The sequence below is a fragment of the Ruminococcoides sp. genome, assembly GCF_057037865.1.
In genome coordinates this window covers 42,460-67,442 of sequence record NZ_DBLZMS010000010.1, presented here as the reverse complement: position 1 = coordinate 67,442, position 24,983 = coordinate 42,460, and the positions used below count along the sequence as shown (strand labels likewise).

Below are 24,983 nucleotides of genomic sequence, written 5' to 3'. Positions count from 1 at the left end.
AACAGCTCCTTCATTTGCTATTTTCTTGCCATTTATTTTATCATAAAACTGTATACTATGTCTTTGCACTGTTGTATACTATGTTACTACACTGCACACATTGGGCGCCCGCTTTGATGAATGGATTTGTTTTATAAAGATGTTTTGATGTGATGAATGATATGTATAATCTGTAGCGGCGAACCGTGTTCGCCAATCGTTTTGGTTGAAAAACCAAAACGAATAAAATGCCCGTACATAATCTTTGATATATCAAACAAAATAATAAACAAATATTTTGTATTAGGTCGAACCGATTTTACAATCGTTTAAAATGGCGAACACGGTTCGCCGCTACATTATAGCAGTAACTTTGCAACATTTATATAATTGGATTTAACATAGATTTTCTGCCGTTACTTAGCGGGCGTCCAATGAACGCCCCTACAGATTCCTTACAAAACAAAAATGCATCAGAGCCTTACCGGGCATCTGATGCATTTTATTTATCTGACTGTCTTCTCAAATTACGGGCGGTGGTACACCGCCGTCCTTAATTTTCAATTTCCCATTTTACATTTTCAATTTATAAACGGGGAACGGCGACTCGCCGTTATTTAAGTGTTTTCATACATTGCTTGAATGTTTCGATTACATACCATGCCTCATCGTCTGTGAGAGTTGAGTTCATCGGGAGGGTGAGCTGGTTTTTGTGCATATTATACGCATTTGGATAATCGGTAATCTTGAAACCACGCTTGCTGTATGCCGAAAGCAACGGCAATGGCTTGAAGTGGACATTGCACATTACGCCGTGGTCAGCCATCATATTATAGAACTTGTTACGGTATTCTGCGTCTTTGCCAATAAATCTTACAAAGTAAAGGTGACCGCTGCTGCGGTGGTTTTCATCGCAGTGATTAAGCACCTGAACAGGCAAATCCTTAAATTCTTCGTTGTAAAGCTTTATAAGCTGATGTCTGCGCTCAAGCATTTGATCGTAGCGTTCAAGCTGAGCCACACCGATTGCGGCAAGCACATCGGTCATATTACACTTGTACTGAGTGTCAACAACATCATATTCCCACGATGCGACTTTGTTTTTTTGATATGCGTCCTTGGTCTGACCGTGAAGCGAGAGAAGCATATACTGCTTGTACATTTCTTCCTCGTCAATTCCGTCATGTGAACGGTGAACAGCCGCACCGCCCTCGGCAGTTGTCATATTTTTTACAGCGTGAAAGCTGAAGTTTGTGAAGTCGGCAATTTCACCGCACATTTTACCGTGCCATTGCGCGCCGAATGCGTGAGCGCCGTCAGCCATAACAATAACTCTGCCGAACTTTTCCTGAAGCTCGTTGCGTGGATTGAAAATGCCTTTCTTTCTTTCAACAGCCTCAAAAATACGGTCATAATCGCACACAACACCTGCAAGGTCAACAGGAATGATAACCTTTGTATTGTGGTTGATTGCCGCCTCCATTTTATCGTAGTCCATTTCAAAGCTGCCGCTTTTGCAGTCAACCATAACAGGCTTTGCGCCCACATGGTAGATGATTGATGCGGTTGCCGTGTAGGTGTATGCCGGAACGATAACCTCATCTCCCGGACCGATGCCGAGAATACGCAGAGTAAGTTCGGCACAAGAGGTCTGCGATGAAAGGCAGACAGCCTTTTCCGTGTGACATCTTTCTGCAATACGGCTTTCAAAAAGCTTTGTTTCGGGACCTGTTGTAATCCAGCCCGATTTCAGAACCTTTATAACTTCGTCAATTTCTGCCTGAGAAAGGTCAGGCGGCGAAAAGGGAATTTTTCTCATTTTAAATTTCTCCTCGGATACAGCTTGTGTTAAGCGTTGCCGCACACAAACTATAGACAAATCTGAAAATATTGCACTCTTTTAACCGAAACAAAAGTTGCTACCGATTGCAAGCAGTACAAAGGTGCGTCAGCTCATCGGAATTTCGGCAAAAGGTTAAATCTTTACTGAAATTCTAAGTTTCAATCGCCAAACGGGCAAATGACACATATATTAAATTATACAACGCAAGTCATAAAAAGTAAAGTTCCAAAATACCCAAAATATACTCTGAAAATGCGGTTTTGTATGGTGTATGAGCCGTATTGCAGTTGATTTTCAGCTTTTTTCGCTTTCGGATGCTTTCTTTTGCAGATATTTCTTTTTTGTTGCAAGACCGCCTCTTATGTGCCTTTCGCTTTTGTTTGTGTCAAGAATTTCCCTCACCTGTCGGTAAAGTGCAGGGTTAAGTACCTTTAGCCGTTGGCTGACATCCTTATGTACGGTGCTTTTGCTCACACCGAACTTTTTTGCCGTACTTCTCACGGTTGCCTTGCTTTCGATTATGTATTCACCGAGCATTGCCGCTCTTTCTTCTACGATACCTTTCACATACAGCCCTCCTGTCTGTCCTCCTTAGGGGGACATCTGTAATAGATTGTATGTGCAGACAGCGGATTGTATGACGGTATAGTTTAGTATGTTTTATTGCGTTTTATTGTGTTTTATTGCGTTTTATCTGTAATTAAACTAAATTTTTGTATAAACAGACAAATTAGTGTTCATAACTTCGGTGTTTATGTGAATTGAATTGTTGTGCCTGTGAATGGTATAATTTAGTTGTAAAAGTCAGAGAAAATCAAATTTTTTTGTGCATTTTGCTTCTATGGCTTGAGAGGAGAAATACATATGAAAAATATTAAAAAAACAGCGGGTAAATTATTTGCAATGATTCTCACGGTATCGGTTGCAGTATCCTGTGTGGTGTCAACGGGCATTTTCACAGCCTCGGCATACACAGCACCGAAAGAGGGCAAAATTTTTTATAACAAAACAATGTACGACAAATACGGTAAGGCTGAAGGTATGGTTCTTGACAGCCTTAAAAATTTTGACGAGGAAATTGATATCAGCAGTCTTAATGTTCCGAGAAGCGATGCTGCGGAATTTTTTAAGGTGCTGACCTTGACTCATCCGGAGCTTTACTATGTGAATCAGGGATTTTCGTACTCCTACTATCCGTCAGAGGATAAGGTTACGTCAATCTATCCCGAGTACACAATCAGCAAGAGCGAGTATGCAACACAGAAAAAGTCGCTTGATAAAGAGGTTGAGAGAATTCTTTCGCTTGTGGACGAGAATATGAGCGATTCCGAAAAGGCACTTGTAATTCACGATGAGCTTGCCATTATGAGCGAGTACAGCACATCAGATTACAACAAGGCTGATATTTACAATTCGCTTGTTGAAAAAACTTCCGTATGTCAGGGCTATGCACTTGCGTATTCCTACATTCTTTCACTTGTCGGAATAGACTCCGAACTTGTTGATTCAAACTCAATGAACCATATGTGGAACAAGGTTCATATCGGCAACGCTTGGTATAATGTTGATGTTACATGGGATGATCCAATTAATGACAGACCGGGACACGCTCAGCATACATACTTCCTTTTAAGTGACAATGCCATTCAGAATCTTCCGTCAAAGCACTATGATTACACAATAAGCTACGGTGCAAATTCGACAAAATATGATAATTACGAAATCCATAATTTCGACACAAGGCTTTGCGAGGTTAACGGTGAATTTTACGGCTTTGTCAACAACAATTCTTCAGCTAACAAGGGTGCATTGTTAAAATACAAGCTTGACAGCAATACATATGAGAAAAAGCTGAAATTGAACGAAAGATGGAGCGCAGGTGGTAATTCCTACTGGCTAAATACATTTATGAGCCTTGAAAAATACAACGATACTCTGTATTTTAATACCTCCGACGCCGTGTATTCATACGATGTTGAAACAGGCAGACAGGCAGTTGTCGCATCCGATATCAGTGGTGTGTCCGCATCATCAGGCAAGCTTTGCTACGGTATGGTTCTCAAGGGTGACGCAATGTATGTTGCCGTGTCGGATTCTCCGAACAACAAGGCAACTTTGCAGTATGTAAAAAGAGTTGACAAGGGCAATCTTGCAATCGGTATGACAAACTATGTTATGACTGCAAGCACCAATTCAACCGAAAAGGCATATTACGGTGACGCAAACGGTGACGGCAAAATAAATATTGCCGATGCAACCGCAATTCAGAAAGCAATTGTGGGTCTTGTCAATCAGAACGAGATAGAGCGTATAAACTCTGATGTAAACTTTGATTCCGATATTACCGTCATTGATGCAACCACAATTCAGATGTACATTGTAGGGCTTATATAACGACAAGCCGTTGGCAAATTGAAAATGGAAAATTTAGGACTGCGGTGGCACACCGCAGTCCTTTCCGGAAGATAGTTAGATAAAGGAATTGCACCAATGCCCGATACGGCATTGATGCAATTTTTGCTTTATTTATATAATTTTAATTTGTACAAATCTTTGCGTGGCTATCTACAGGCGTATAATATCCGCCCATACAAATTTGCAACAACTTCCATATATACAAAAACGGTCGGGCGACAATGTTTTTCACTCTTGCAAATTGTCTTCCCGACCATAATTTTCCATTTTACATTTTTAATTTTCAATTTTATGCCCGAACCGTACACCGTTACTGTTCAATATCGCTATTGATTTACCCATGCAATTATGCTATAATTCTAAGGATATAGTGTATTAACGGAGGCTTTGGAATGCTGGATTCATATGTTGAAATTGACCTTGACAAAATCGGTGCAAATGCCCGTGCGATAACACAAAAATACAGCGACTACAAATATTTTATTGCCGTTCTCAAGGGTGACGGTTACGGTCACGGTATGGAAGTGGCAAATGAAATGTACAAAAACGGCATTAACTATTTTGCCGTGTCCTCTCTTGAGGAGGCTCAAAGCTTTCGTAAGGTCAACAAGGACGCTCCGCTTTTGTGCCTGCATCCGGTTCATCTTTCGAGAATTGAGGAGGCAAAGCGGCTTAATCTCACCATTGCCGTGAATGAGCTTGACTACCTCAAAAGGTTGCTTGATTTAAACATTGACTGCAATTTCAAGGTTCATCTCCAGATTGATACAGGCTTTAACCGCCTCGGCTTCAAGGATAAGGACGAGGTTAAAACTGCCGTTGATATGATTAACGGTTCAAATTTTGTTCTTGAGGGAATTTATCAGCATTTTGCAACAGCCGGAATTTTTGATCCCCATTGGGACGAGCAGGTCAGAAACTTCAAGGAGCTTACATCGCTTATTGATTTGAATAAAATCCCGATTGTCCATATGGGCAGTTCCGTTTCAATGCTCACCCACCCGAAACAGCCTTTTACAACAGGCGTGAGAATGGGCATTGCAATCTACGGCTACAATGTTGCCCCCGATTCTCTTTCAAATTCACCAAAGGACAAACTCCGCAAAATGCGAAACAATTACTTCATTAAGAAGTACAACATCAGCGAAACATATTTTGATGTAAAGATAGATTTACAGCCGGCTATGAAGATGAAAACCCGTATTCTTCAGCTTAAAAAGGTGAACAAGGGTGAGTGGTTCGGCTACAATGCGTCATATACGGCAGATGAGGATATTATTCTTGCAATTCTTCCTGTCGGCTACAACAACGGCATCGGTCACGCAAATCACAACAGACAGGTTGTTATCAACGGCAAAAAATATCCTGTTGTCGGTGAGATGTGTATGAATATGACGGCTGTTAAGGTTGATTCATCGGTAAAAATTGATGACGAGGTAACACTCCTCGGTGACGGCATAACAGTTGGTATGTTCGGCAGAAGTTCGGGTATGGGCAATGCCGAGGCGCTTGTGAATGTAGGCAAGAACAATCCGAGATTTTATGTAAAAGACGGTAAGGTTGTAAAGGAGAAGTAAGATGGCAGTTTCGGTACACAAATGGCTTTTGAATAAATTCAGAGATATTAACCACAGCAGAATGGATAAGCACATTGACATTATCGCCAAGAACAGCGGTAAGTCAAAGGCTTATATCAAGTTCGACATAATCCGCAACTTTCTCATCAGAGGCACAGGCTACACGGACTATTTCCGTTGCGATTTTATCAACCTTTCGGCTAAAGAGAAAAAGACCTTTGTAACTGCAAAAACTTTCTACAAAATTCTTGAATATCTCAACGATGAGGAATATATCGTTCTTCTTCGTGACAAGCTTGTTTTTGACGAGCTTTTCAAAAAGTATCTCAAAAGAGATTTCATCAACCTTCGCACAGGCAGTAAGGAAGATTTCAAGAAGTTCCTTGACGGCAGAGAAACCGTTTTTGCAAAAGATCCGACAGGCGAGGGCGGTCACGGCATTTCAAAAATCACCGTTGCCGAGGTAAAGGACAGCAACAAGCTTTATGATGAACTCAAGGCAAACGGTCAGCTTCTTGTTGAGGAGGCAATCGTTCAGAGCGATGACCTCAACGAAATCAATCCGTGCGTTGTAAATTCATGGCGAGTTGTTACGCTCTATAAGGACGGCAAGGCGCATATAATAAATAATGCTCTCCGTATCAATCAGGATGAGTCGAATGTTATCGGCTGTACAAATGACCTCTACCTCAGCCTTGATGCAGACGGCAGAATCGACAGTAATGTAATTGACGACTACGGCAATGTTTATGACAAACACCCGATGACAGGCAAAAAGTTCTCCGAGGTTAAGATTGCAGGCGTTCGAGAGGCTCTTGACATGGTTGTTGAGGCAGCGGAAAAGATTCCGCAGGTGAGATATATCGGATGGGATATCGCCTTTTCAAAGAATGGTCCCGTTATGGTTGAGGGCAACGAGTACCCGGGCTACGGACTTTTGCAGTTCTATAAACTAAAAGGCAAACGCACAGGCCACCTGAAAGAAATCGCCGATGTCCTTGGTGACGAGATGAATAACATTAAGCTTTGATTATTCAGCAAAAACTTTATAATAAAAACAAAAAACAGCACCGAAGTAATATCGGTGCTGTTGTGCGTTGTATTATAGGTTTTGCTGTGATAAAATGTTTAAAAAATAATCCAACGAAAGGGAGAACGTGAGATGAATTTATACCCAAAGAAAGAATCGTTGAAAGATGTTTTATCCGGTGAAAGAAAATATGTTGTTCCTGCATATCAAAGACCATATGAATGGGGTAAAGATGAGATAATCAATATGCTCGACAGTATACGAGAACACATAGATACAAACTGTGAAGAAAATCTGCTGTTTGGAACGCTTCAATTCAATGCCGATAAAATTATCATTGAAAATAATTTTTCAAAAGTATACGACGGTGAAATTAGTTGTGAAATAATTGACGGCCATCAGAGAATTACTACATTTTACATTTTGAGAAAATTTCTTGGAATAGAAAAACTTCCGAATATTTCAAACGAAATTAATCGCAAGTCGCTCGAAGAAAACTTGGAAAGTGCAAAATATGTTGAAAACAGAAAGTGTATTGAAAATTATTTTAAGAATGATGCGGTTTTGAAAGATAAATTTAAGAATTTTATAGATAATAAAATCATCTTCGTGTCAATATATGTTTCAAAAGTAAGCTCAATTGCAACAACGCTTAAAATATTTAATTCGATAAATACAACGGGATTGAGCCTTGATGTAAAGGATATTTTTAAAATCAACTTTTGTGATTACCTTTGCAAAGATAGCACCCTTGAAAGATCGGATGTTCTTAAAAAAATCAATCAGGCATATGAAAATATCACAAAATTTGACGGAGTATACAGTCTTGATGAAAATGCACTTCTTGATGTTTTTCGATTTCATATTATGAAAATTAATAATAATTTTACCCAAGAAAGACTCAGAGCAAGCAATAATATGTTTTTCATTGAAAAGGACGGTTTGTTCAACGGAAACAATAAATTAAAGTTATCAAAAAAAGAACAGCTTGATGTCTTTTGTGAAATTGCAGAGTGTATGAGCAAAACGCAAAAGTATTTAGAAAAACACGATAAAGGAAAAATCAATTTGGTAAAACATTGTGCCAAAGAATTGCTTAAAAACAGTGGATACGGCAAGCTGACAAATCTGTATTACTATTTTGTTTATGAACAGGATTGCAACGAAAAAATCATAACAGATGAAATTATTTCAAATACAGAAAATGCGGTTACCGCTATATGGAAGTACTGTTCAATCTTTGCGTCATCGTATTCCAGACAGATTTATGAGGTGTACAGGGAAATTGCCGATGTGTTAAACAGAGGAGAAACAAACAATATTGAAGAAATATTGCAGAAGAAACTCGGCGAACATACCAACAATGCAGATTTTAAAGATTTTAAAGCGATTTTTAAAAATGCGGTTTTTACAAACAGAATGAAACATCTTTTCGTTATGCTGAGTTATATAGATGATTGTGAAAATGAAGTTGACGCTATCTCGGTTAAAAATGATATGTTCTACAGACAAAAATGGAACCTTGATATAGAGCATATTATTTCACACAGATATTCAAATCCTGCATTGAATGAAGAAGATAAAATTGAAAATTCAATCGGCAATTTAATGTATCTTGACCGAAGCCTTAATCGAAAACTCGGTAAAATGACAGCGGGTTTTAACTTTGTTCAAGACGATTATAACAATAAAATTAAAAACTATAGTGAAAAAGTAACTTTGCAATGTGTGAGAGCATTTCTTGGAAATTATCAGAAGTACAACTCTCCGAATGATGCAATAGAAAAAAGAAGAGATGATAAAGTAAAGTTTTTAAAAAAACTTTATGACGGTTATGTTCAAAAAGTCTTGTCTGAATCTGATGATGACAATGCGTTGCTTATCAATAGTTAAGAAAATGCAAGAGGGTAATTAACATTCTCTTGCATTTTTGTTAATAGGAATTCAATTTTTCCTAATTTTATTAAACCTCAAAAATCCTCAATGGGATTTTCGTATGCGGATTTGATTTTTGCTATTCTGCCTTTGAGGAGGCAATTGTCAATGTCGATTTGATAGTTGTGGTAATCCCACGGGGCACGCTCCCCTCTGTGAGCGTAGATGAAGTCTCTTTTGCTGGTTTTGTCGATTTTTTTGATGAGGTCAAGCAAATCTTCTGCCGACATATCGTCAATAATTCCTCTGCCTGCTCCGTCAGAAACCTTTGGATAGGCTCGTCCGCTGCCTTTTGGCATTTCTTCATCAGAAAGCAAGGTTATTTCAAACTCCTGTTCCTCGCCAAAATCATAAATCATATGAATTTTATCGCCAATTTCAAGCTTTAAATTGCCGAGTTTCGTTTCTGACATAAGCTTTGGTTTTGCCTGAAATTCTTCATCGCCCAACTCGTAATTTGTACCTTTGTATGTCATCATGAACAGATGATAAGCACAGGTGCTGAATGACGAAAGCACGGCATAGCCCAACACAGCCATTGTCGAATTTGAGGAAATCTGAATATCTCGCCATATTTTGTTCTCGCATCCTATATAGACAATTTTGAATGTATAAACTCTTGCCATAATATGTACCGCCTTGTGCTAATTTGTTCAAATCCAATTATCCACAAAATCTCGGAGCATCCATTCGGGGGCTGACTCAATAATATCATATAGTGCAGATTGAGCCTCCGATTTTGTCATTTTTGAAATCCTATGATTTAGAATATCGCAGACAACCTCTCTGAAATCTTCGTCAAATTCATCATCTTCATCAAAATAATCATTGTCATAATCATCGTCAAACTCGGGTTCATCATAGCTTTTGAGACTTTTGTAATATTCCTCGGCTTTTTCTGGAAATGCAGAAAAATATATTGCAATTTTGTGCTTGCAGACCTTTTTGTTACCTTCCGCAAACGGACAATTACAAAATGATTTTTTTATATGAATAATATCAATGTGAACATCGTAAGGCTTTTTCGCAGATCCCGATACTTTGCCCTCATATTCATTTTCACTTGTCTGTTTAAAGGAAATCACATTCCCTCTTTTATAATAATCGTATCCACGCTCAATAGACGCATATCTCGCATTCTCAAGTAATCCCATTATGCACCCCTCATTGTTAATTCAAAGTATCTTCCCCCTCGTTATAGAGAGCCTCATTGATTTCTACAACGCTTTTGTTGTTATTCATATTTATGATTATAATGCTGTCACGCTTGATTTTTGGATAGAGAGGTGAGAGCCCTGCAATTTTAAGGACGCTGTTGGTTTCATTTACCGACAGACCCATTCCTATTGAAAGGCAAATTAGTTTATCTCTTTTCGGGGCAGTTTTCAAGCCTGAAAAAATCTGATAGGCATAGCCGTCGCTGAGTTCGGCTTTACGAATGACCTCCGCTTTTGTAAGATTCCTTTCGTTCAAAAGGTCGGTAAGGTATTCCGAGAGATTTTTGCTTATCATTGAATCCCTGTTTGCGTTTTCGTATTCTTCAAATGTGTTGAAATTTTCAAGTTCTTTTAAAAGTTGAGTTGTGGTTTTGCGTATCATAATCAAAAACTCCCTGAATTAAAGTTTTGTAAGTTTCCAAAACTATTTTAACATGATATAATAAGCACGGCAAGTACGATTAGACTTATAATTTTGCAAAGTGCTTATTATGTCAATTTATATTCCCCTCAAATTTTGCCCTGCAAAATTTTCGATGGGTGATTATATCATAACTCATTTCATGATTTATGATATAATAAGCAAGACAAGTATAATTAGACCTATAATTTTGCAAAGTGCTTATTATGTCAATTTATAAGCACAGCAAGTATTATTATACTAATATTTTTGTTATGTGCCTGTAAATATTGTGAGGAAATGTTATGGGAAATAATTGGATTGATACGGTGATTAATGAACAATATCAGTTTGTGCGATTGCTTAAACGAACAGATAAAACGGAAATCTGTGTTTTCAGGCATAAGGAACTCGGCAAACAGATTGTAAAACGCACATTAAAAGGTTCGGGAGAGGTTTACTTTGCACTTAGAACGCTTTCACACCCAAATATTGCAAATGTTTACGATGTTGTCAAAACCGAAATGGGAGTCACCGTTCTTGAAGAATATGTTGACGGTCAGACCGTGGCAGATTATCTGCAAACGGGATTGTATTCTCCGTCAGGCGTGAGAAAAGTTATTTCGTCTCTTTGTGACGCACTTGATTTGTTACATTCGCACCAAATTATACACAAGGATATTAAGCCTGAAAATGTGATGATTGACAGCAACGGTAATGTAAAGCTGATTGATTTTGATGCGGCAAGGCTGTACAAGCCCTATCAGTCGAAAGACACACAGGCTATTGGCACAATGGGATATGCCGCCCCCGAACAGTACGGAATAAATCAAACCGATGAACGGACTGACATTTACGCAATAGGTGTTTTGATGAATGTTATGCTCACAGGTCAGCCACCTGAAATTCGCCTTTATAACGGCAGGCTGAAAAGGGTGATTGTAAAATGCACCCAGACAATTCCCGACAACCGCTATCAAAATGTGAAAGAACTGAAAAGAAATCTTTAAAACAGAATAAAACTGTGCTGACAGCACAGGACAAAAATACCGTCTTTGATTATACTTTAATTAGAGTTTAATCAATGACGGTAATTATTTTGTGGATTTTTAACAAATTGTTTACAACTTGTCAATGTTATCGGCAAGAACTCTTACCGTGTTTAGAAATGTGGTTACTTTGGTTTTGTCGGTGTCTTTAAGCACGCTGTTAATTTCGTTAAGCATATGTTTGTTTTCGACCGAATCAAATACAAGCCAGTCAATGCTTGTGTCAAGTGCCTGAGAAATACGGAAAAGAACATCAACGGAAAGTATTCTTGTTCCACGCTCAATGTGACCGATGTGTGCCGCAGAAAGTTCGCACAATTCGCCGAGCTGTTCCTGCGTAAAACCCTTTTCAATCCGCTTATTTTTTATCCTTTTGCCGAGTGCCGTATAATCAATGTTTTTGTTCATAAGTAAAACCTCAGAATCCTATATATAGTTTATTTTAAACTTTTTGAACAAAAAAATAAATTTACTGTAAGCATTTATTATTGACTTGTAGCATTATTTGTGCTAAACTTATTTTACAACAGATGAAATTTTTATGAACTTTGACAGACATCATCTTTGCCGTCTGTAATAAATAAAATTTTAATTTAGGAGAGATGCTTTGTGGCAGTATGGGGAATGGGATCATTTTTTAATGGTGCTGATAATCAGTTTGATAATTTTATCAAGGAAAATTTTGTTTGTATGCTCTGGGATGAAAATGATGTACCAGAATTTTATGCAATGATGAAAGAAATCCAACTTGGTGATATTATTTATCTCAAGTCATTTAAACGAGGCTCAGATGAGATGCATGTAAATGCAGTAGGAATTGTGACAGAAACATTTAAAAACAAAAATTATCATAGCGGATATGAAACCTGCAATAATCAAATCGGAGTTGAATGGATTAATACAAACTCAAACGAAGTTATTAAGGTGAATAACATATATAAACAAAGGAAAACAACCCTTTGTAAAGAATATGATAAAAGAGTAGTTAAGGAAATGGTTAAGTTAATTCAAAACAAGAAGAAATAAATTGAAGTAATTTTTTCATACAAAAGGAATGATCGTTGTGGATAATAACTCAAAATGTCCGTTATGCGGTGGAAAAATAGTTTTTGATCCTGCTTCACAAAAGAACTTATGTAAAACATGCAATAGCTATTTTATTATTAATGAGTATAATAATTTTGATGATTTTCAAAAAGACAAAACTAAATCTAAATGTCCGAATTGTGGTGCACAGCTTATATTTCATGAGAACACATATTCAGCAGAATGTAAATATTGCAATAGCAAATTCAGTATTTTGACTCTAAATCCCGGAAAGGCAACACCTGAAAAAATAATACCTTTTACTGTGCCATTGGAAGAGTTTAAAAAATCAGTAATAAAATATCTTACAGAGGGTGAATATATTCCGGCAGATATTTTTGACCAGGTTGAATTTATAAGTACAAAGGGAGTATATATCCCTTTGTACTATTTCGATACAAGTTATGCCGTAAAATATGTTGCTGAGATAGGTTATAATCGAACAGAAACTTATTTGGACTACGGATTTGGAAGTGAGCGTAACAAATTGGTAAAAAAAACGAGGTTTGTTACCGATTGGAGTCCGTATAGCGATACTTTGGAGGGTTCTTGTTCTACTTATGCTATCGGTACATCAATGTTCGACAAATTCAATGTAATAACAGAAAAAAATAAAAAATACACAAATAAAGTTGATGAAATAATTAGTTTTTGCGAGGAAAGCGTTGATAATTTAAAACCTTATAACGAAAAATACCTTGCAGGTTTTGAAGTGATTCCATACGAATTGTCTCCTGACGAAGCGTATGAACAAACAGCAAAACCGAAAATTAAACAGTTAATTGAGAACCGTGTAACAAGTATTGTACCCGGAGATCAATACAGAAATATGCAGTGGAACGGTAAAGAGAAAAAAGAAAAAATAATTCCATTTTTAAAGCCATTTTGGATAACAAAGTTTTCTTATAAAAACGAAGGTTACATATTTATTATGGATGGAACTGATAAGGATAAAGTAACAGGAACAAAACCGTTTGATAAAGATTCTCGAAAGGCAGTGAGCAAACACTATTTGCCGGTTAAACTTTCTTTGTGCCTTATTCCTCTTATGATTTGGTTTCTTATTGCCTTTCCGGAAAACTTTGTGATAATTCTCTCTCTGTTTTTTGCCATTTTTTCTTTTTCAATGGCTTATGCAACAAACAAGAAAAATAAAATTACAAAGCAAGGTTTATCAGAAAAACTTGCTTCTGCAAATAAATATCTTGAAAATCCTGATTTGCTTTTTTCTAAAAATCTAAGCACAAAGAAGAGGATTTATCTTATGGAAGTGTAGATGATAACTGGAAAGACAAAAACGTTGACTAAAGTTGTTCGACAGTTAAAAATTCAGAAACAGCCGAAACAGTCAGCCTGAATGAACCAAAAGACGGGCAAAAAAAAAGCTGAAAAAGCAATGGAAAATTGCAGGCATAGTATTTGGAGCTTTTGTACTTGTGTTTGCAGGAATACTTGCGTTGGTTTTGTTCCCTTTAAATAACAGCAGTCATTCCGATATCAAAACCAACACAAAATTGGAAAGTAGTTTGACTGAACCCACAACGGTTGAAAAAAGCATTTTACCGCTAAACAAAAGCGATGTTGAAGCAGAAATTTGCACTCTTTCGGGCAACTACGGATTTGGAGATTCGGTAAAATACTTTGCACTTTCATATTAAGCATAACAAAATTAAATGGAAACAAGAAAATCTAATTTTAGCTAAAAAGTTTAAAAGATAATTAAGGTATTATTGACTTGTAACATTATTTGTGCTAAATTTATTTTACAGCAGATGAAATTTTTATGAACTTTAACAAACAGCATCTTTGCCGTCTGTAATAAATAAAATTTTTAGGAGAAAAAACTATGTCAGTTTATGGAATGGGTTCATTATTCGGTGCAACAGAAGAACAACTGGGCAATTTTGTCAGTGAAGGCTTTGCGTGTATCGGTTGGAAGAAAAAGGAAAAGCCTGAGTTGTATGAGATTTTAAACAGTATAAAAATCGGTGATATAATTTATATCAAGGCTCTTCCGTTCAATTCTAAATCCATGAAAATCAAAGCGGTCGGAATTGTGACGGCTGAACCTAAAAACACAAACACACATCACGGTTACGAAGAATGTGAAAATGAAATCGGTGTAAAATGGCTTAATTCAGACATAAACAAGTTGATTGATGTTGATGACGGTAATCTGAACGCAAGAAAAGGAAGTGTTTTCGTTGAAACAAATTCAGAGTATATAAAAAAGATTATCAGCCTTATTTGATGAGTAGTTTATGAATGATTAAGGAGGGGATTTTATGCCGTATTGTGAAAAATGCGGTTCACAGATAAGTGAAAATGCGAGTTTTTGCCATTCATGCGGTGCAAGAGTGATTGGTGAGGTCGAGATTAACGATGCCTGTGTATCTGACGAAAACACATATCAGGAAGATGAAATACCAAGCCGTAAAATCGGAGAGGTTTATAAATACAATGTTGCGGCAATCGGCGGAATATTGACTGCATGCACAACTTTGTATATATCTATTGATGTTATTATTAAGCAAATTAATGCCTCGCAACATAAATATTGGTATCCCAGAGAGGGAACATACACTACTCCGGGTTACAATCCGGGTACGATTACATTTAATGTAATATTATCAATCATTGCGGTGATTATACTTGTTATTTCGATAAAAAAGCTCCGCACTAAATGTAGATATGTCGAATGTCCTTATTGCCAAAAAACAACAGTGATTCCATGTGACGCACAGAGTTGCGATTGTGATGTCTGCGGTCAGAAAATATTGATAACCAACGGTAAACCTGAGCGTTTTCATTATAAAGAAAAGGAGTGAAATTTATGAAAAAATCGCTTGTTGCATTAACTGTGATTTTATTGATATCAACAGTATTAAGCGGATGTTCGAAACAACCGAGTTCTGAATCTTCAGCCACACAAACTAATTTTGATTCAACTACGGTTGAAGAGACGACAGTTGAAGAAACTACAGAAGAAAATAATGAATATGAGGATGATGTTGTAGATATATTAAATTCGACAAGTTTTATGGACTCAATTGATCCATCATATGTTCAAAACGGATTATGTTCAGATATAACTTTTGGGCAATTAGTGGCTTCAATGTTTGAAAATCCTCAACTTGATATCACTCCGACAAAAACACGAGACACGGGAACTTTGTTGGGGTATCAGGTAACCATTTCCGGAAATTATAGAAATACTCCTGATGGATATTATAATAACAGCGGTAACGCATACATAGTTATAAATTTGACAAATGACACTTGTACTCTTACAGGTGACCATGATTATAAATCAGCTGCTGAATACTATGCTTTTGAAGTTACAGGATTTTATTAAAATTAGCATTGTAAATATAACATAACTGAATAACAGCAACTTTGATAAAATAGGTGATTATTCAAGTGATAAGGAGGATTAAAAATGAGGCGTTGCCCAAAATGTGGATTCCCACTTAATGAAAAAGATAAATACTGCGAGAATTGCGGAGAAGATTGCTCGGCTGTTGAAGATTACGAAACAGCCGAAACAGTCAGCCTGAATGAACCAAAAGACGAGCAAAAAGAAAAGCTGAAAAAGCAATGGAAAATTGCAGGCATAGTGTTCGGTGCTTTTGTACTTGTGTTTGCAGGAATACTTGCGTTGGTTTTGTTCCCTTTAAATAACAGCAGTCATTCCGATACCAAAACCAAATCGGAAAGCAGTTTGACCGAACCGACAACTGTTGAAGAGGGCATTGTACCGCTAAACGAAAGCGTTGTTGAAGAATCATCAAATGATACGGGTGCAAGAGTTAAATATGATTTCTACGGCTTTTGGAAAAAGTATAAAAGTATTTGTGTATCACGGTTGTCATCATCAGAAAGCGACAGCAATAAATATGATAATGTTGAACAGGCGGTCGATATATTATCCGATGTATCAAATTACGATATTGATAACGTTAATCAGGAACGAACCAATACAGCTACGAAACTTTATACTCCGAAAGATTTATCAAGGATGAACATTGTGATAGGTACCGAGCAATACAGCGGAAAAATTATGAATGTATCAGCAATATTGTCGGATACTTCATTAAAGACTAACGCTACACTTTGCATTGCAATTATGTGTAATGTTTCGTTAGAAGATGCGGCCAATTTACTTAATGAATCACTCAATAAAGTTGCAAATGATCAAAATACATTGTCTGTATATAACAACATATGTTTTAGTTATAAAACACCTGGAGATATATTAACGCTTTACTTATTAGCCGCTTCTGATAAATTTATTAATGAGATGTCTGAAAAATCCAATATAGTTTATTTGGATACAAATTATTCTGCAGCCGAACCCACAACTGCAAAATCCGACAAGTCAGACAGTTCGTATGATGATTATAATGATTACGATGATTATTATGACAAAGATTACATATTGCCTGACAGTGGCACACGAAAGCTTACAAATTCCGATTTGGCAGGACTTGATGCAGATGAGCTTGAACTCGCACGAAATGAAATTTATGCTCGAGCAGGACGAAGATTCAATACGGACTACATACAAGATTATTTTGACGATAAATTGTGGTATGTGGGAACGATTGAACCCGAAGATTTCACCGAGGATATGCTCAATGATGTTGAAAAGTATAATGTTAATTTCATTAGAAATTATGAGGAAAAATATGTTGAGTAGCATATAAAATGAAATTTGCAACGCAGTGTGTATTGCATTGCGTTGCTTTTTGCTTTAAAATGTAGAAGAGGTGAGACTAAATGGATAATAAGAATAAAACGAGATTTTGCGAAAAATGCGGAAATCAGATTAAAAACGGCGACAGGTTTTGCGAACATTGCGGTGCAGAGATAAAGCCTTTGCCGATGACCTCGGTTAATGAAAAATCGACTGATATAAAGTTGGATAAAAAGTCAAAGAAAAAATTAGTCGTCATAATTTCTGTTGTATCGGCAATTGCGATTGTGTTGGCTGTATGCGCAATTGTTTTATTGCCGAAAATGTTAGGCAATAATAATGCCGAGCAAACTGTTAAAGCAACCACCCAACAGGTTACAACGGAAATTCCGACAACCGCAGAACCTACAACTGTTGAACCGACTACAAATGTTCCAACAACGGCAAAGTCTACTACAATTGAGCCTACAACAGCCAAGCCAACCGAGCCCGAAACATCGAAAGATTATGGCGAAAGTAACTCAAATGGTGGCGGAAGATGCTATTTTAACGGCTTTTCAATTGAAGTCCCCGAGGATTATACATATGAGATTGATGGTGATAAGGTTACTTTTTATGAATCGTATAATCACGAACATCCTGAAACAGGCTCGGACGGATTTTTATTCGCTATTGACTGGACATATGACGGAACGGTCAGCATAGATTCACGCAGACTCGGAAGTAAGGACGGTAAGTATTTTATGTACATTCATCCAACAGGCTTCGGAATGTTGGAGGACGAATACGCAAATCAGCGAATGGTTGATGCCAGAGCTGAAACGGATGATGTACTTTCATCGTTCAGAGTTGAATAACCGAAAACAACGCAGTGCGTATTGCATTGCGTTGCTTTTTGTTTTAAAATATATAAAAGAGGTGAGGCGTTATGGGTAAGGATACGAAGTTTTGCAGGAATTGCGGTAAGGAACTTCCGATTGAATCAACATTTTGTCCGTACTGTATGACAAAGCTGATTGATGTTACAACAGGCGGAGAAATTAAGGTAAAAAAGAAAAAGCCGATTATTATTTCCGTTTCAGCGGCAATAGTTTTGCTCGTTGTAATTGCGGTGATTATAATTTTGAACAGCACGATTTTTGGCGGCAAATCGGATAATGTTACCACACATGCAACAACTGTTCCGACAGCTGCGGTCACGACAACGGCTGAAAATAAAACCTCGGATTATTCAAAATATGTCGGAATATGGTGCGATAAAGACAGCGATATTTCAACCGCAACTCAAAACGGCGGCAATATTCTTGAGATAATTTCCGTCAAAGACGATGTTGTGAGATTTACTTTTACAAAGACTTCGTCTGCACCGCAAAACCGAATTGCGAGAATAAGCAATGTGACAACAAAGGTGATTGACGGAATAGGAACTTTTTCGTTTGATGATGACGGCTGGCAGAACAGCGGTACGGGTAAAATCAAGTTTTCCGACGGCGAAATCTATATTGAAAACACGGTCACAAATCAGAACAGCGAATCAATGTGGGATATAGGCGGAAAGTTTTATCTTAAAAAGTCCGAAAGTTCAATGCTTGATGTTGAGAGCAATAATTTTTTGAACGCTGATTTTGACGATGTAAAAAATGCCTTTGGCGAAGAAATTTCAGATCCGTTTTTAGCGTCGGATAAGTGGTATATTTATTACTACAGCGGTATGAATGTTATGGTCACCGCCGAAACAAATAAAATTTACAGCATTACGGTTGATTACTCATCAGGCAACCTTGCCAATTCAAACATCGGTTTTGGCGAAATCAACGGCAACAGCACCTATGACGATGTCTATGCCGAACTCGGCGAGCCAATGTACAATAACATAACCCACGGCGATGTTACCTATAAGCGGAAAGACGGATATGTAACTTTCACCTTTGACGATAATATGGACCTCACAAACTTTGTGTACTGCATTGAAGATACGCATTAAAAAATAATAAGTAATAAAAAAATCAGCCTGAGCGTCAAGTAACAATGCTCAGGCCGGTGTGTTATGGAGATAATAAAAATTTCAGAAGTATCAGAAATAAAAATAAGCACTAACCATTATGGTTAGTGCTTATTGAATGGTTGCGGGAGCCGGATTTGAACCGACGACCTTCGGGTTATGAGCCCGACGAGCTACCGAGCTGCTCTATCCCGCGATATACAACTCTGCTGTTTTTTACAGCTTTATTATTATAGCATTATGTAAAGGTTGTGTCAATAGTTTTTTGTATATTTTTTTATTTTATGCTTTGCCCGGCTTTTTTGACTGAATTTATTTACATTTTATTCTTAGTTTTTTAAGGGTATGTACACAATTGTATGGCGGAACAGATGTGACTAAAAGATTTAAATGCCTGTTGAAACAAAAGTGAGATTGTGCAAAATAATGATTTATATGTGTTTTGCACGGTGAATTTGATATATTGATTGCGGATTGCTTTTGTGATACAATTACCGTGTGAATTTGCGGAATTTTTAAATTGCGACAAATACAGATGAGAGGAAATTATGGGAAAGAACAAAACACGCAGTAAATCTGCACTTAAACAAAACAGTGTCACAGCTGAAAACAAAAGGCTTGGCGATGACAGAAACATTAATTTTACTTTTAAAATTTTGTCGGCAATCGGCATTATTATCATAGTTTCGGGGCATTGCTACAACGGCGGTGTGTCGCTGATGTATGATTGGTTTCCAAAGTATTCGTACAATCTTGCCTTGTTCGTTTTCATTTCGGGATATTTTTACAAGGAAAAGCACGAGGAACATATTTTCAAATATATATGGGGACGGACAAAACGCTTGTTGATTCCTGCTTATCTATGGAACATTGTTTACGGAATAATCGCATTCGCACTTACTCAGGTCGGCTATACGATTGCTCAGGGCAAATTTGATCTGTACAACCTTTTTGTTATGCCGTTTATTGACGGCGAAAGTTTTGCCTACAACCTCGGTTCGTGGTTTGTATATCCGCTGTTCTGCGTTTATGTTTTTAACATACTGTTCCGTAAACTGCTCAAAAAGGTTCACAGGGGCAACGAGTATGTCATTCTTGCCGTGTATCTTGCAATCGGAATTTTCGGTGTGCAATACTGCATTTGGAATCCTGCCCCAAAGGGTGCGTTGCTGTTGTTGTTCAGGTCAATGTTTTTTCTGCCGTGTTTTGAGTTTGGCAGATTTTATCACGAAAAGCTTGAAAAACACGATAATCTCAACAGCGTTGCATATTTTGCAATCGTTCTCGGAGTTCAGCTTCTTCTCCTCACATTCTGTGAAAATCTTGAATACACCCCATCAAAGTGTGTGAAGTTTGACAACGGCTGCGTCATTCCTTATGTAACCGCAATCACGGGCATTGCGTTCTGGCTGAGGGTTGCAAAGCTGATTACTCCGATTATCAAGAACAAAAAGCTTGTCAGGATGATTTCGGACAATACCTACAGCATAATGATTCACCACATTTTTGCCTTTATGATTGTAAAATGGGCATTTTGGGGATTGAGCGTAATTACACCGCTGTTCAAAGATTTCGATATTTTAAAACTCAAGTCAACAATCTGGTACATTTATCGTCCGAACGGATTAAATTTTTACTGCATAATCTACCTTGCCGCAGGAATATTCATTCCGATTCTTATAGGAACGGTTACGCACAGGATATTTGAATTTATGAAAGAGCATACCTTGAAGAGTATGCAAAAAAAGCAGTCGGACAAGTAAAGTAAACAAAATTGAAAAAGTCGTAAAATAATGCTTTTTTTACAGGCTTTAAAATGAATAAAAAATAAGCTGTATGTGCATTGTTACAAAATAACACGGCTTGTATTGTGCAATATTTGCCTTTAAAGCTGTGCGACTGAACAACTTGCACTAAAAGGTAAAATAATATTTATTCATTTCGCCGTAGCAAAAAACATTAATTTGTGTTACAATATTTCATTATAGTATTTAGCGGAGCAGATATGCCGATATACAGAATAGCTGATTTGAATGTTGAAGTTAATCCAAAATTTAAAATATGCAGGAAACGGCTTGAAAGCTATGCCGTTAAGTCGAATGAATCGGGAAAGACCGACATTGAGATATCGGTTTCGGATGACGAAATCCGTGAGCATCTCAGGCTTTCTGACAACCTCAGCGAACAAGGTGCGGAGGATGTTCTGATACTCTCAAAATTCTGCAACGCCGTGCTTGACGGATTTGACGGATTCTTTTTTCATTCGTCCTGTCTTGAGCTTGACGGCGAGGGCTATGTTTTTTCGGCAGTCAGCGGAACGGGCAAGTCTACCCACACGGCTCTGTGGCGAAGGCATTTTGGCAACAGGGTGACGATGATTAACGATGACAAGCCGGTTATACGAAAATGTGACGGAAAATTTTATGCTTACGGAACTCCGTGGATGGGGAAAGCTGACATAGGAACAAATACAAAAGCACCTGTTAAGGCTGTGTATATTCTTCAGAGAGCAGAAGAGAACACGGCAGTCAGGGTGTTACCGTCACAGGTTATGAAACAGTTGCTTGAGGCAACGGTTATTGATGTTGAGCGGAGCAGAATGGAAAAGCTGCTTGAATTGCTTGATGAGTTCTTTAAGGAAACACCGTTGTTTTTGCTCGGTTGTAATATGGATGAAAGTGCTGTTATGACGGCTTACAATGCCGCAAACGGCGGATAAGGCTATGGAAATTTCAGAAAGCGGAGGAATATAAGATGGAATTTGTTCAGGTCGTTTCGGTTGAAAATATGAGAAAAAGCGACGCAAGGACGATTGCGGAGCATACTCCTTCGGCGGAGCTTATGTACAGAGCCGCACAGGGGATTTTTAATTCGGCAAAGTTTGTGGGCAGGGTTGCCATAGTTTGCGGTAAGGGCAACAACGGCGGCGACGGTTATGCGCTCGCCTGTGTTTTATGCAAAAACGGCTTTACACCGACAATTTTCAGAGCAAGCGACGGCTTTTCAAAGGATGGCCTTTACTATTATAAAACCGCAATGTCGCTCGGTGCCGAGGAGATGCCGATGTCACAGGCGGCGGCTTTCACGGGATTTGACATTGTAGTTGACTGTCTGCTCGGAACAGGCTTTTCGGGTGAATTAAAGGGTGAAATGCTTGAAGCGGTTGAGCAGATTAATATGACAAATGCCTATGTTATAAGTGCAGACATCAACAGCGGAATCAACGGTGACACGGGTGTGTGCAGTACGGCGGTAAACTCGGATCTTACCGTTTCAATCGGTTCGTTCAAGACAGGCTTGTTCCTCAATGACGCACCGTATTACATCGGTTCAGTCACAAACTGCGATATCGGAATCAGCCTTATTGAAGATGAATACAAGCTGATTGACTATTCTCTTTTGCATATGTTTGAGGGCTACGGCTCGCTTGTTATGACTGCGGAAGAATTTTTTGAAAAGTACGGCTACGAGCCTTCAAGGTGCAATGTTGCACGCTGTGTTGAGGAAATCAGCAAAAAAGAACGCAGAACAGTTGTAGTAAAAACAGACCATTCTGCGGTAATTGCGGATCTTAAATATATTTATTTTTGCGCTGACTATGTTATTAACAATTGATTGATTTTAATTGAGTTAAGGGTGAAACCATGAAGTACAAGAAGGTGTTGTTACCGCCCGAGCCGTATTACAGCGGCAGGGTTACAAGATATCCGGACAGAAAAGTTGCCTTTGAATCGGGACTCAGGTGGCATGGTTCATATGAAATTTCCTATATAAAAAAAGGTAAGGTAAGGCTTAACAAGCTTGACTGTGAAATTATTCTCAATGCGGGCGATGTCTATGTTCTTAACAGTCAGGAGGTTCATTCCTATGAGGACATCGGTGAGGATACTCAGGCTGTTATGCTCAATATCATTCCAAAGGCAATTGCACCGTATGTTGACGATCCGCATATTGTGCCGAGTTTCAAACAACCCGAGGGCGAAGCTCTTGAGTTTATCAGAAAAGCAATGGACATATTCCACGGATATGAAGAGTACGAGAGCAAGCTTATCAGCATGAAGGTAAGAGCGGTGATGTACAGCGTTGCGTACTATCTCATCCGTGATTGCATTGACAACGATATACAATATGTTCACGGTTCTCAGGCTGATGATTTTGACTGCGCCAAAAGTGCTATCAGATATATGCACGATAATTACAAACACGAAATCACGCTCAATGAAATTGCCAATTATGTAGGCATGACGCCTGCTCATTTTTCAAAATATTTTAAGGATAAAACAGAGGAAACATTTTCAAAGTATCTTCGCCGTGTTCGTCTTGAACACGCTATTGATGATTTGAGAAACAAAAAAATCACCGTCAGACAGGCGGCGATTGAAAACGGTTTTCCAAATGTAAATTCGTTTATCCTGTTCTGCAAGTCCGAATACGGCAGAACTCCTGCGGAACTTAGGAATTACAGTGAGAAGAACTGACGGCGAGCCACCGTTCTCGGTTCGTGAAAACAGTCGCTTCAAGGCGAGAGCTTTTTAAATTGAAAATTGAAAATGGAAAATTGAAAATTGCGGTCGGCGGTGTGCCACCGCAATCTATTCGAGAAGATACTCGGATAAAAGAATTGCATCAGATGCCCGAATACGGCATTGATGCAATTTTTGCTTTTTATGAAAATAAATGTATACTTGTAGGGGAGAACCGATGTTATACAACCGTCACAACACCTATTTCAACTTGATTATTGATTCTGGGGATGAATACGGTGTTGCTCAGACCTGCGCAGACAATCATTTTTGTGCCGTCAAGGTCAAATTCGCCTTTGTCATATTTCGGAAAAAGTCCCTGATTCGGAGCGATTACTCCGCCGATGAACGGCAATTGAATCTGTCCTCCGTGGGTGTGACCGCAGACGATTAAGTCTATGTCGGTTTTCTTTGCGTCCTCGGCAATGTATTCGGGCTGGTGGTGCAGAAGAATTGTGAAATTGTTCTTTGCTTTTTCGGCAAATTCTTCCCACAGCGTTCTTGACGGAACATCGTCATCGGGAGTGTAGAACTCATAATAAGGGTAGTCGCTCATTCCGCCGATAAGCACACTCTTGCCGTTTTTGGTGAATTTTATGTATTCATTATCGAGCAATACAGTGCCTGTTGAATTTGTTTCGCTTTTAAAATCCGTTCCGAATTTGGCGGCATTGTCACGCTCATGGTTGCCGAGACAGCAGTATGTGGGTGCAATTTTTGAAAGCTTTTCAAGCACATCTTTCATCTTCGTTGTGTCGGGATCGCCACGGTTGACCATATCTCCGCAAACTGCAATAAAATCGGGATTTTGTTCCTTTACAAGCTCTGCAAGGTCTGCGTTCTTTTCTCCGTATTCCTTGTTGTGCAAATCCGTGATGACAACAAATTTCAGCTTTGCATCGTTCTTAGTATTGTTTACACAGTAATTTGTGATTGCAATTGTGTTGTCACAGTAAACGCCCCATATTACGAGAGTCACAAACAGCACAAGTATTATTGCTCCGAGGATTATCGAAAATTTTTTCATTCAATTCACCGCTCATATTAAGTATGGTATTATTTTAGGCTCGTTTTGTGCGGTTGTCAACAAATGTGTGTCGAACAAGTCTGATTATTACTGTTCCTTGTGCTTTGATTGTCGGATTTTAAGTTGATTTAGGAATTGCTTTGTTTGACATTCCTTTTGCACTGTTGTATAATAAATCATAATTGTATTTATATGTTACTCGGG

25 protein-coding genes and 1 tRNA gene are annotated in these 24,983 nt (G+C 38.1%); 18 read left to right on the top strand and 8 right to left on the bottom strand.

Annotated features, from left to right (window positions below):
* Window positions 1–592 precede the first annotated feature (592 nt).
* Together AC2HW8_RS09250 and spoIIID are read right to left on the bottom strand one after the other, a co-directional pair.
* Window positions 593–1,798, bottom strand: coding sequence for a DegT/DnrJ/EryC1/StrS family aminotransferase (locus tag AC2HW8_RS09250; RefSeq protein ID WP_118128557.1), 1,206 nt, complete (start codon window positions 1,796–1,798; stop codon window positions 593–595).
* Between the two features lie 318 nt (window positions 1,799–2,116).
* Window positions 2,117–2,389, bottom strand: coding sequence for a sporulation transcriptional regulator SpoIIID (gene spoIIID, locus AC2HW8_RS09245; RefSeq protein ID WP_046433134.1), 273 nt, complete (start codon window positions 2,387–2,389; stop codon window positions 2,117–2,119).
* A gap of 297 nt (window positions 2,390–2,686) precedes the next feature.
* Here spoIIID and AC2HW8_RS09240 point away from each other — a divergent pair, with 297 nt between their 5' ends.
* The 4 genes from AC2HW8_RS09240 to AC2HW8_RS09225 all read left to right on the top strand — a co-directional run bounded on the left by AC2HW8_RS09240 (window position 2,687) and on the right by AC2HW8_RS09225 (window position 8,737).
* Entirely contained in the window at window positions 2,687–4,216 is a 1,530-nt protein-coding gene (locus AC2HW8_RS09240; protein WP_484327464.1) for a dockerin type I domain-containing protein, read from the top strand.
* A gap of 413 nt (window positions 4,217–4,629) precedes the next feature.
* Entirely contained in the window at window positions 4,630–5,814 is a 1,185-nt protein-coding gene (locus AC2HW8_RS09235) for an alanine racemase (protein ID WP_484327463.1), read from the top strand.
* A 1-nt stretch (window position 5,815) separates the two neighbouring features.
* Window positions 5,816–6,844 (top strand): sugar-transfer associated ATP-grasp domain-containing protein, encoded by a 1,029-nt coding sequence (locus AC2HW8_RS09230; RefSeq protein ID WP_101029791.1) that lies wholly within the window; start codon window positions 5,816–5,818, stop codon window positions 6,842–6,844.
* A gap of 132 nt (window positions 6,845–6,976) precedes the next feature.
* Window positions 6,977–8,737: a DUF262 domain-containing protein gene (locus tag AC2HW8_RS09225; RefSeq protein WP_484327462.1), complete on the top strand. Its 1,761-nt coding sequence runs from the start codon at window positions 6,977–6,979 to the stop codon at window positions 8,735–8,737.
* Between the two features lie 77 nt (window positions 8,738–8,814).
* Here the strand turns inward: AC2HW8_RS09225 and AC2HW8_RS09220 are convergent, their stop codons facing one another.
* The 3 genes from AC2HW8_RS09220 to AC2HW8_RS09210 are packed head-to-tail and all read right to left on the bottom strand — an operon-like array spanning window position 8,815 to window position 10,378.
* Window positions 8,815–9,405 (bottom strand): IS1096 element passenger TnpR family protein, encoded by a 591-nt coding sequence (locus AC2HW8_RS09220; protein WP_484327461.1) that lies wholly within the window; start codon window positions 9,403–9,405, stop codon window positions 8,815–8,817.
* Window positions 9,406–9,432: 27 nt separating this feature from the next.
* Window positions 9,433–9,933 carry an SWIM zinc finger family protein gene (locus AC2HW8_RS09215; protein WP_484327460.1) on the bottom strand — a complete coding sequence of 167 codons (501 nt, stop codon included), beginning with the start codon at window positions 9,931–9,933 and terminating at the stop codon, window positions 9,433–9,435.
* A gap of 16 nt (window positions 9,934–9,949) precedes the next feature.
* Window positions 9,950–10,378: a hypothetical protein gene (locus tag AC2HW8_RS09210; RefSeq protein ID WP_101070147.1), complete on the bottom strand. Its 429-nt coding sequence runs from the start codon at window positions 10,376–10,378 to the stop codon at window positions 9,950–9,952.
* A 323-nt stretch (window positions 10,379–10,701) separates the two neighbouring features.
* Here AC2HW8_RS09210 and AC2HW8_RS09205 point away from each other — a divergent pair, with 323 nt between their 5' ends.
* Window positions 10,702–11,406: a serine/threonine protein kinase gene (locus AC2HW8_RS09205; protein ID WP_484327459.1), complete on the top strand. Its 705-nt coding sequence runs from the start codon at window positions 10,702–10,704 to the stop codon at window positions 11,404–11,406.
* A gap of 111 nt (window positions 11,407–11,517) precedes the next feature.
* Here the strand turns inward: AC2HW8_RS09205 and AC2HW8_RS09200 are convergent, their stop codons facing one another.
* Entirely contained in the window at window positions 11,518–11,853 is a 336-nt protein-coding gene (locus AC2HW8_RS09200; RefSeq protein WP_101070149.1) for a helix-turn-helix domain-containing protein, read from the bottom strand.
* Window positions 11,854–12,054: 201 nt separating this feature from the next.
* On the opposite strand from AC2HW8_RS09200, the gene AC2HW8_RS09195 reads away from it, so the two are divergent.
* The 9 genes from AC2HW8_RS09195 to AC2HW8_RS09155 all read left to right on the top strand — a co-directional run bounded on the left by AC2HW8_RS09195 (window position 12,055) and on the right by AC2HW8_RS09155 (window position 19,211).
* Window positions 12,055–12,471, top strand: a complete 417-nt coding sequence (locus AC2HW8_RS09195; RefSeq protein ID WP_412962935.1) for a hypothetical protein — start codon at window positions 12,055–12,057, stop codon at window positions 12,469–12,471.
* A 37-nt stretch (window positions 12,472–12,508) separates the two neighbouring features.
* Window positions 12,509–13,807, top strand: a complete 1,299-nt coding sequence (locus AC2HW8_RS09190; protein WP_484327458.1) for a TFIIB-type zinc ribbon-containing protein — start codon at window positions 12,509–12,511, stop codon at window positions 13,805–13,807.
* 250 nt (window positions 13,808–14,057) lie between these two features.
* Window positions 14,058–14,189, top strand: coding sequence for a hypothetical protein (locus AC2HW8_RS09185; protein ID WP_484327457.1), 132 nt, complete (start codon window positions 14,058–14,060; stop codon window positions 14,187–14,189).
* Window positions 14,190–14,377: 188 nt separating this feature from the next.
* Window positions 14,378–14,782, top strand: coding sequence for a hypothetical protein (locus AC2HW8_RS09180; protein WP_118099884.1), 405 nt, complete (start codon window positions 14,378–14,380; stop codon window positions 14,780–14,782).
* Between the two features lie 34 nt (window positions 14,783–14,816).
* Window positions 14,817–15,359, top strand: coding sequence for a zinc-ribbon domain-containing protein (locus tag AC2HW8_RS09175; RefSeq protein WP_412962930.1), 543 nt, complete (start codon window positions 14,817–14,819; stop codon window positions 15,357–15,359).
* Between the two features lie 5 nt (window positions 15,360–15,364).
* Window positions 15,365–15,886, top strand: coding sequence for a hypothetical protein (locus AC2HW8_RS09170; RefSeq protein ID WP_101070152.1), 522 nt, complete (start codon window positions 15,365–15,367; stop codon window positions 15,884–15,886).
* 84 nt (window positions 15,887–15,970) lie between these two features.
* Window positions 15,971–17,230, top strand: coding sequence for a YARHG domain-containing protein (locus AC2HW8_RS09165; protein ID WP_412962928.1), 1,260 nt, complete (start codon window positions 15,971–15,973; stop codon window positions 17,228–17,230).
* Between the two features lie 80 nt (window positions 17,231–17,310).
* Window positions 17,311–18,084, top strand: coding sequence for a zinc ribbon domain-containing protein (locus tag AC2HW8_RS09160; RefSeq protein ID WP_484327456.1), 774 nt, complete (start codon window positions 17,311–17,313; stop codon window positions 18,082–18,084).
* Window positions 18,085–18,155: 71 nt separating this feature from the next.
* Window positions 18,156–19,211 (top strand): zinc ribbon domain-containing protein, encoded by a 1,056-nt coding sequence (locus AC2HW8_RS09155; protein ID WP_484327455.1) that lies wholly within the window; start codon window positions 18,156–18,158, stop codon window positions 19,209–19,211.
* Between the two features lie 137 nt (window positions 19,212–19,348).
* On the opposite strand, the gene AC2HW8_RS09150 is transcribed toward AC2HW8_RS09155, so the two are convergent.
* A tRNA-Met gene (locus tag AC2HW8_RS09150) sits at window positions 19,349–19,425 on the bottom strand.
* 352 nt (window positions 19,426–19,777) lie between these two features.
* Between AC2HW8_RS09150 and AC2HW8_RS09145 the strand changes: the two genes are divergently transcribed.
* From AC2HW8_RS09145 to AC2HW8_RS09130, 4 genes are all read left to right on the top strand, one after another.
* The gene (locus AC2HW8_RS09145; RefSeq protein WP_117951317.1) at window positions 19,778–20,992 is read left to right on the top strand and encodes an acyltransferase family protein; all 1,215 of its coding nucleotides are present in this window, start codon (window positions 19,778–19,780) and stop codon (window positions 20,990–20,992) included.
* A gap of 242 nt (window positions 20,993–21,234) precedes the next feature.
* The gene (locus tag AC2HW8_RS09140; RefSeq protein WP_046433731.1) at window positions 21,235–21,948 is read left to right on the top strand and encodes a hypothetical protein; all 714 of its coding nucleotides are present in this window, start codon (window positions 21,235–21,237) and stop codon (window positions 21,946–21,948) included.
* 35 nt (window positions 21,949–21,983) lie between these two features.
* A complete protein-coding gene (locus AC2HW8_RS09135; protein ID WP_117951318.1) occupies window positions 21,984–22,844 on the top strand; it encodes an NAD(P)H-hydrate epimerase in 861 nt (286 codons plus the stop codon).
* A 29-nt stretch (window positions 22,845–22,873) separates the two neighbouring features.
* On the top strand, window positions 22,874–23,707 hold the full coding sequence (locus tag AC2HW8_RS09130) for an AraC family transcriptional regulator (RefSeq protein ID WP_021882875.1): 834 nt from the start codon (window positions 22,874–22,876) through the stop codon (window positions 23,705–23,707).
* Window positions 23,708–23,933: 226 nt separating this feature from the next.
* Here the strand turns inward: AC2HW8_RS09130 and AC2HW8_RS09125 are convergent, their stop codons facing one another.
* Window positions 23,934–24,779, bottom strand: a complete 846-nt coding sequence (locus AC2HW8_RS09125) for a metallophosphoesterase (protein WP_337566883.1) — start codon at window positions 24,777–24,779, stop codon at window positions 23,934–23,936.
* Window positions 24,780–24,983 lie beyond the last annotated feature (204 nt).

Coding starts and splice junctions, on each gene's coding strand:
- AC2HW8_RS09250 (WP_118128557.1), bottom strand. CDS start 1,798: ATGAGAAAAATTCCCTTTTCGCCGCCTGACCTTTCTCAGGCAGAAATT.
- AC2HW8_RS09240 (WP_484327464.1), top strand. CDS start 2,687: ATGAAAAATATTAAAAAAACAGCGGGTAAATTATTTGCAATGATTCTC.
- AC2HW8_RS09235 (WP_484327463.1), top strand. CDS start 4,630: ATGCTGGATTCATATGTTGAAATTGACCTTGACAAAATCGGTGCAAAT.
- AC2HW8_RS09230 (WP_101029791.1), top strand. CDS start 5,816: ATGGCAGTTTCGGTACACAAATGGCTTTTGAATAAATTCAGAGATATT.
- AC2HW8_RS09225 (WP_484327462.1), top strand. CDS start 6,977: ATGAATTTATACCCAAAGAAAGAATCGTTGAAAGATGTTTTATCCGGT.
- AC2HW8_RS09220 (WP_484327461.1), bottom strand. CDS start 9,405: ATGGCAAGAGTTTATACATTCAAAATTGTCTATATAGGATGCGAGAAC.
- AC2HW8_RS09215 (WP_484327460.1), bottom strand. CDS start 9,933: ATGGGATTACTTGAGAATGCGAGATATGCGTCTATTGAGCGTGGATAC.
- AC2HW8_RS09210 (WP_101070147.1), bottom strand. CDS start 10,378: ATGATACGCAAAACCACAACTCAACTTTTAAAAGAACTTGAAAATTTC.
- AC2HW8_RS09205 (WP_484327459.1), top strand. CDS start 10,702: ATGGGAAATAATTGGATTGATACGGTGATTAATGAACAATATCAGTTT.
- AC2HW8_RS09200 (WP_101070149.1), bottom strand. CDS start 11,853: ATGAACAAAAACATTGATTATACGGCACTCGGCAAAAGGATAAAAAAT.
- AC2HW8_RS09180 (WP_118099884.1), top strand. CDS start 14,378: ATGTCAGTTTATGGAATGGGTTCATTATTCGGTGCAACAGAAGAACAA.
- AC2HW8_RS09175 (WP_412962930.1), top strand. CDS start 14,817: ATGCCGTATTGTGAAAAATGCGGTTCACAGATAAGTGAAAATGCGAGT.
- AC2HW8_RS09170 (WP_101070152.1), top strand. CDS start 15,365: ATGAAAAAATCGCTTGTTGCATTAACTGTGATTTTATTGATATCAACA.
- AC2HW8_RS09165 (WP_412962928.1), top strand. CDS start 15,971: ATGAGGCGTTGCCCAAAATGTGGATTCCCACTTAATGAAAAAGATAAA.
- AC2HW8_RS09160 (WP_484327456.1), top strand. CDS start 17,311: ATGGATAATAAGAATAAAACGAGATTTTGCGAAAAATGCGGAAATCAG.
- AC2HW8_RS09155 (WP_484327455.1), top strand. CDS start 18,156: ATGGGTAAGGATACGAAGTTTTGCAGGAATTGCGGTAAGGAACTTCCG.
- AC2HW8_RS09145 (WP_117951317.1), top strand. CDS start 19,778: ATGGGAAAGAACAAAACACGCAGTAAATCTGCACTTAAACAAAACAGT.
- AC2HW8_RS09140 (WP_046433731.1), top strand. CDS start 21,235: ATGCCGATATACAGAATAGCTGATTTGAATGTTGAAGTTAATCCAAAA.
- AC2HW8_RS09135 (WP_117951318.1), top strand. CDS start 21,984: ATGGAATTTGTTCAGGTCGTTTCGGTTGAAAATATGAGAAAAAGCGAC.
- AC2HW8_RS09130 (WP_021882875.1), top strand. CDS start 22,874: ATGAAGTACAAGAAGGTGTTGTTACCGCCCGAGCCGTATTACAGCGGC.
- AC2HW8_RS09125 (WP_337566883.1), bottom strand. CDS start 24,779: ATGAAAAAATTTTCGATAATCCTCGGAGCAATAATACTTGTGCTGTTT.